The organism is Candidatus Thermoplasmatota archaeon (genome assembly GCA_034660695.1).
Taxonomy (GTDB): domain Archaea; phylum Thermoplasmatota; class E2; order UBA202; family DSCA01; genus JAYEJS01.
Genome location: JAYEJS010000093.1, coordinates 1 through 6878 on the forward strand (window position 1 = coordinate 1; position 6878 = coordinate 6878).

Genomic DNA, 6878 nt, shown 5'->3' on the forward strand with positions numbered 1-6878 from the left:
TAATAAAACTTGCGGTATTTCTAAATTTTTAGTGACCACATTTGGATATGTGGGCTCTGTTTTTTATTGCCAATTACTAGATATAGAATTCAAAAAGTTAACAGAAAAATCCTTGGAACTTCCGTTGGAATAGGACTCCTGCCTCAGCGATTGGGCTTAACGTTTCCAGCAAACAATGTCAACGGAAAGAAAAAGGGTTGCAAGGGATGTTATACGTCGTTACCACAGTAATCACCACAACGCCCGTTTCTTCTATAGTTTTCTTACCTCCTCCAGAAATGCAGGGCGTTTCTTAAATTCTACTTTTAAAGCGGAAAAACGCTGTTCCCATTTCAATCCTTCATTTAATATATCTGTATAAATGTGTTTAACCAGCGCCAAATATCTTGCTGCAGTACGATATGTTCCTCTATTACCATTTTTGATGTTACTATATGCCTTTTGCCAGTAATATTTAATAACATCTTCTGGGAACTCTTCTTTTAACTGGTTTGCGTACTCATCGAAGTTGTAATCTGTATCGAACCCAAATCCAATGCCAGATTGTTTTTTTGGTGGATTTAATAATATATGTATCACTTCTTTTTTCATGCCTTTATCTAGACATATTCGCAGATAATCTTCCAGATCTTTCTCTCGAATTTCTCGGATAATTTTCGGCTCGATGTTTTTCCAATCCGCCTCAACCAAGAACTGTTTCATTTTATTGTAGTGCACATAGGACCTTACTTCTGGTATGTATCCAATTGTTTTCACATACTCGAATGCTTTCAGAAGTGCTCTTTTGGCGTTTTCATAATCATTCTGTGTCTTATAATATTCAAATAATCTATCCAGCATTACTTTTTCATCGCTTTTTTTCTTGAGTGCATACTGTATGACCCGCTCCAGATTATCGCTATCTCTACTTTTTGCATAATAGTCAGACAAAAATTCAAACAATTCCGTCAGTCGTCCATCTCCTTTTAATAATCCCTCTTCTGCTATTTCTACCGCTCTCTTGCTCTCTCCTTTCTGGATATAGAATTCTGCTAGATCCCAGTAATCCATACCATAGTGGAGATCTTCTTTACGCATTTTTAAGTATGCATCGTCATCCTGTAGATATTTTTTCTGAATTCTCATAATCAGGTCTTTTCTCCACTCCGTCGGGTTCTCTCCGAGTTTTTTCACAAGATATTGCCATTCTTCTTTTGTCTTGCAAAGTGTGAAGCATATATCCATCATTTTATCTTCAAATCCAGAGTTGTGAACATTATACTCCTCAAAAAGTTCATCCATGAACTCAAATTTTGCCTCTGTTGATATCTTCCCTTTTTCAGCCAGATTCTCGATATCATCGAGATAACTATAGCATTCATCTTCTTCATCTTCCGGTCCACCTCCATATTCGTTGAATTGCGAAATAATGGATTTAGCATTCTCCCAATGTTCCCATAATAGTTCCTCGTCTAAGAGCCCTCTTTCTCTATCAGTGATCATATTTTTCATATCTTTTGACTTCTCCTTAAACCATTCTAAAATCAATTTCCGAATTCCTGTTTTTTTCTCCATTAAGGTTTGGATCAGTTTACACAAGTCTTTGCTCCCGAGAGAATGCAATTTTTCCTCTAAAGAAAAATCTTCGGTTTGTACTTTTCTCTCTCGGTATCTTTTATGTGAAGACATTTATTATCCCTCACAATTCTCTATGAAACTCATGGTAATGGCGTATAACGTCTCGCGGACATGCGAAGCCCTGAGCGAAGCGAAGGATTTGGGTGGAAGACCTGCAAGGTCTGGAGCCGTATACCCGCCTGTTATATGACCGAGCCCGATAGGGCGAGGCAAGGACACTAAAGGTTTCCGCAGAGTTGCCCGCATATGTTGCTGTGTGCCCTTTACCTTCATTCATTATCCCGTCCTTTTGTGAAGCTGACTTCTCTAAACATTGATTTTATTTCTTTGTAACTATCAGGGTAGATTTCTTCTACCGGGCGAAATTCAAGAAAATCCCAATAATCCGTAAAAGTAAAATCAGGCAACCCCCATGATGTATCCCAAAAATGAGCAAATTTTACTGACAATGTTTCTCCATTTCTCGCTGATGGTTCCGTAAAATGATATTCCCCAATTGCCAATTTATCCAATTTTGCCTTTAAATCAGCCTCTAATTTATCGCATGTTCTTGGATAATTCCTCCAGTCGTCTTTTGATATTATTTTATTCTCAACCAAATCTTCAAAATTAACTCCTAAAGTCGTTACAAATATACCCTTTGTTATCTTAACATGTAACTCTTTTCTTTTTGGCAATTTTTCTATAACAGCATCGACTATCCCCTTAATACCCTCTATTTTTAAGTCGAGATATCCCACATCCTCATGTATCCCTAAAATCTTGGTATCATCTAGCCTAACTGGTAGTATGAACTCTGTTTTTCTCTTTTTTGCCTCTCCCCTCGCGATGGAGAATTCAAAGTCGGTCCAATCTTTAATAGGATAGTGCTTTGATATTAAGACCATTACAAATCTCGCCTTTGGGCCATAAACATCCTGAAAGCAGCTCGTTAATTTTTTTCCCCACATATCAACCTTATAAAATCTATCATAAAATACCTTGACGCCTTCAGTTATCAGTGCATTTGCAATATCTTCTGCGGTTTCTCTATCTTCACCAGCAAATGATACGGCAATATCATGTTCAAACTCATCTGCAGAAGCTTCAGATGCCCCGATTGTCGAAGGTAGAGTTTTCGATTCTTTATTCTCAATACTTTCTTCCACGATTGAAGATAATAGCTTTTCTAAATTATTTGAGTCGATTGTTCTGTTATAAACCTTCATTAAAACTTGAGTTATAGCATCATCGATAGGCTTATACAATGAACGAACATATTCTCTTCTTTCTTGGTATGTTTTTAATTCTGCCTTCCAATAGGAATAAAAATCCCAAAGAGATGAAAAAAAGTTTAAATCTGGAAATGAGACTCCTTTCTCTCGGAAACTTTTTAGTTGTTCTTTTATTGAAAAATATAATTTACGATATTCTTCTTCAGAATCATCAATATTTCCACGACCAGTAGAAACAGCAATCATGATCCCTTGTATCTTTGTGATTTCTTCCTTAAGTCTTTCTAATTTCTCTATCATTTACATCGTTCCTTCGTTTTTGAATATATGAGGGCACACAGCATATTAATTTTCCTCCTTGAAATGCGGGCAATTTCCGATAACTTACTTATATCCGAACTCAACTTTATATATCCTTCTATTATCCGAAACAGTTCATTTTTTCAGTAAGCCTTAATCAAAACAAGCATTATAACTATTTTCATATATTCTTATTTTTCATCCGACCCTGCTACCAAGTTTTGCCAAAGATTGTGCTGACCTGATCGAGGATTTAAAGATTTAAAGAGAGCTGTTTCTTTTTCTATGATTTTCGGCGCTTCCCAATGCAAGAAAAGCCTGCGGTCACTCTTTCCTGATCCACTTTACAAATTTCTTTATTTCATCGCAGCTTTTGATTTTTTCTAAGGTATGGTATTTGCTTTTAAGTGTATTGTTATCAAACAATTTGTGAACCTGTTTGTGGCATTTGGAGCATATTAAAATTGCCTCTGCCTTCTTTCCACCATATTTTTGCTTCGGAATAAGATGGTGCACTACTGGGTTGCCCACCGGGACTCTTCCTTCATTAGAGTAGAATACCCTTTCGCAAATAGCGCATTTTTTCATTCCATTTCTCTTTAAAGCTTCATACCACTCTGTTTCATCCCATATCTTATATGGAGTCCAGATATCCTTCCTTTTCATATCAAAAGCTTACTATAGTACGAAATTGTTTAAGCTTTTTGTTCTCACTCAAAAATTTTATACACTCGTTCCTATTTCAATGTGAAGAAAATGAACGAAGAAATGGATTCCGTGGTTGACGAAATTGTAAGGGCCGTTGGAAAGGAAGTTAGCGTAGAAGAAGTGAAGAAGAATTTAAAAAAATTTATTGAATATGGTGTTCCGGTTGACCAGGCAAAACGGGCGGTGATACAAAAATACGGGGGAAAAGGAGTTATACCGTCATCAAACAAAAAAAAATTGGGTGATGTCGAGCCGTACGACAAAAGGCTAAGTTTGCTTGGAAAAATAGCTGCCGTGGAGGAAAGGGAGGTTGAAGTTAAGGGGGAAAAAAGAAAAATATTTCGGGGGCTGGTGGGCGATGAGACCGCCGTACTGCCATTTACCGCCTGGAAAGATTTTGGGTTTGGTAAGGGCGATGTAGTAAAAATAAAAAATGCATCTGCGGGAGAGTGGGGCGGCCAGCCCAGATTGAATTTTTCTGAATGGACTGAAGTGGAAAAAACCGATGAAAGCATCGACTTGATAAAGAGAAAGGCACAGCGTTACAGCGTGATTGATTTAAAGCCCGGGCTTTCAAATGTCGAGGTGAAAGCAAAAATCCTTACAATGGAAGAGCGGGACGTGAGCGTTGAAGGAAAAAATAAGAAAGTTTATTCGGGCATAATGGGTGACGAGACGGGAAAGATAAGGTACACATCATGGGCGGACTTCGGCATAAAAGAAGGAGATGTTGTTGAAATAAGTGGAGCGTATACCAAGTCATGGAGAGGTGCCCCTCAGATTGTTTTCAATGAAAATGCAAAAGTCGAGAAGTTGGATGAAGCCCTGCTGGTGGAAAACATAGGGACAGAAAAAATTCCCATTCATAAAGTCGTGGAAGCCGGGGGGGGCGTGGACTTAAGCATTGAAGGGGTTGTCATAGAAATCCAGAAGGGCTCTGGAATAATTTACAGGTGCCCCAAATGCAACAGGGCGATAAGGGAGGGTGTATGTGTTATTGACGGAGAAGTAGATGGAATACTTGATTTAAGAATAAAAGCAGTAATAGATGATGGAACGGGAGCGGTGAACGCCATATTTGGCAGGGATGCAACCGAGAAGTTGATTGAAAAAAATCTCCAGGACTATGAAAAGATGACAGAGAAATCCGGGGAAGAAGCGGTGGAGAAAGACATGGAAGATTTACTTATAGCACATCCCGTCCATGTCACAGGCAATGCACTATCAGACGATTACGGAGTTACTGTCATTGTGCAGAATGCCGAGGTCATACACCCTGAAATCAAGGAAGAAGGAGAGGAACTATTGGCAAAGGTGGAGGCGCTAAAATGAGAGAGCCTGCATTGAGAGTGTTCGCGGGGGAGTACAACGAATCAACCCATATCCTTAAGGGGGGAGGAGAAAAAGTCCCATCATATGTCATATCGCCGTTGGGTGCAAAAATAAACCGGCTTTTTATTGTTGGTGTTCTCACTGACATAGAGAATGTTGCCCAGGAAGGCGAGATGTGGAGGGCCCATATTTCCGATCCCACAGGTATATACACCATATACGCCGGGCGATACCAGCCGGAGGCCGCAAATTTTCTTTCACAGACAGAGACACCAAGTTATGTTGCGGTGGCAGGGAAAGCCAGGGTGTATGAGCCCGAGGAAGGAGTTGTATTCGTTTCTGTGCGCCCCGAGATGATAAAAGAGGTTGATGCGAGTCTTCGTGATTACTGGATTATGGAAACTTGCAGGCATACCTACAAAAGAATGGAAGCGATGAGGGAAGCAATGAAAATGAACCCTCCATCCGTCTACAAACTGAAAGAACTTGGCTATCCCTCATTTATGGCGGAAGGAGTTGTTGAGGCATTATCTGCATACAAGGATGTGGACATTGATCATTACCAATTTTTGATTAGGGAGGCGTTATCTCATTTTGCATCCGGAAAAATAGAGTATGTAAAAGAACTGGGGGAGGCAGAAAAAAAGATTCTGGAAATTGTGAAGAAATGCGAGGGGGAGGAAGGAGCCCTCTGGGATGAGATTGTGGATAGCGGAGAAAAAGAGGGAGTGGAAAGAAATCTTGTTGAAGAAGCATTGACATCGCTCATGGATAAAGGGATGGTGTACGAGCCAATTCTTGGAAAACTGAAGACAGCGTAAAAATATACAAATTAAAATAGTGGGAATATATTCCCCGTTATCATGGCGGATAAGATTACATTTCCTGATCCGGATAAAGTTTTAACAGAAAAGCCATCGATTAAAAAATATATTAAATACCTCGCCTTTTTTGGGCCTGGTGCGGTGCTGGCGTCGATGACCATAGGCCAGGGCCAGATCATACTCGGGCCGCAGATAGGGGCATGGGCTGGTTTTTCATTGCTCTGGCTGATTACAATCAATATTGGTTCATATATTACAGCATATGTGGGCTGTAGATTTACTTTGCTTTCCGGTATAAGCGTGATGGATATGTTTGCATTTAAAACAAGGAAAGGATGGCTTAATTATCTGTTTATAGGAATAATACTCGTATTTATCCCCATGTTTGCGGCTACGATAATAACCACGCTTGGGCAATCGCTGGCATGGATTTTTGGATTCGGCCACTATTTGGTATGGGGAATTTCATTTTGTTTATTTGCAACCGTATTGGTACTTATTGGCAGGTATAAATTACTTGAATACACTCAGGCTTTTTTTGTAGCCGTGTTGGGGGCAGGAGCAGTTATATCAGTAATAATGATAAAGCCGGATATTCTGGAAATGCTGCCGCATTTTTTCCTGGTAAACGCCCCTCGATACCCTGATTGGGTCACTACAAATTTTTCTACAGTAGCTGAAAAGCCTGTGCCGTTGATCATGCTGGGATATCTGGGCACTCTCACGATTAGTATTATACCGCTCGTTGGGTATCTGGGATGGATAAAAGTTAAAAAATGGGGTATCTTCAAGGATAAAGAAGATCCGGATGCTTTTTCACAAAAAGTATTCAATGCCTTTAGAGAAAAGGGAAAAATAAACTATCTACCTGATGATGCCGGTG

At 39.5% G+C, this 6878-nt stretch carries 6 protein-coding genes; 3 read left to right on the plus strand and 3 right to left on the minus strand.

Translation table 11 applies throughout. From position 1 onward, the window contains the following. Positions 1-252: 252 nt before the first annotated feature. The 3 genes from U9O96_04690 to U9O96_04700 all read right to left on the minus strand — a co-directional run bounded on the left by U9O96_04690 (position 253) and on the right by U9O96_04700 (position 3797). On the minus strand, positions 253-1491 hold the full coding sequence (locus tag U9O96_04690; protein MEA2054397.1) for a hypothetical protein: 1239 nt from the start codon (positions 1489-1491) through the stop codon (positions 253-255). 395 nt (positions 1492-1886) lie between these two features. Then, positions 1887-3131, minus strand: a complete 1245-nt coding sequence (locus U9O96_04695) for a TIR domain-containing protein (protein MEA2054398.1) — start codon at positions 3129-3131, stop codon at positions 1887-1889. A gap of 324 nt (positions 3132-3455) precedes the next feature. After that, on the minus strand, positions 3456-3797 hold the full coding sequence (locus U9O96_04700; GenBank protein ID MEA2054399.1) for a hypothetical protein: 342 nt from the start codon (positions 3795-3797) through the stop codon (positions 3456-3458). Positions 3798-3887: 90 nt separating this feature from the next. Here U9O96_04700 and U9O96_04705 point away from each other — a divergent pair, with 90 nt between their 5' ends. The 3 genes from U9O96_04705 to U9O96_04715 all read left to right on the plus strand — a co-directional run. After that, positions 3888-5171: a hypothetical protein gene (locus tag U9O96_04705; GenBank protein ID MEA2054400.1), complete on the plus strand. Its 1284-nt coding sequence runs from the start codon at positions 3888-3890 to the stop codon at positions 5169-5171. Next, entirely contained in the window at positions 5168-5992 is an 825-nt protein-coding gene (locus tag U9O96_04710; GenBank protein ID MEA2054401.1) for a hypothetical protein, read from the plus strand. The genes U9O96_04705 and U9O96_04710 overlap by 4 nt, the downstream gene beginning before the upstream one ends. 42 nt (positions 5993-6034) lie before the next feature. Next, the coding region (locus U9O96_04715) for a divalent metal cation transporter (protein ID MEA2054402.1) at positions 6035-6878 on the plus strand (844 nt) is incomplete at its 3' end.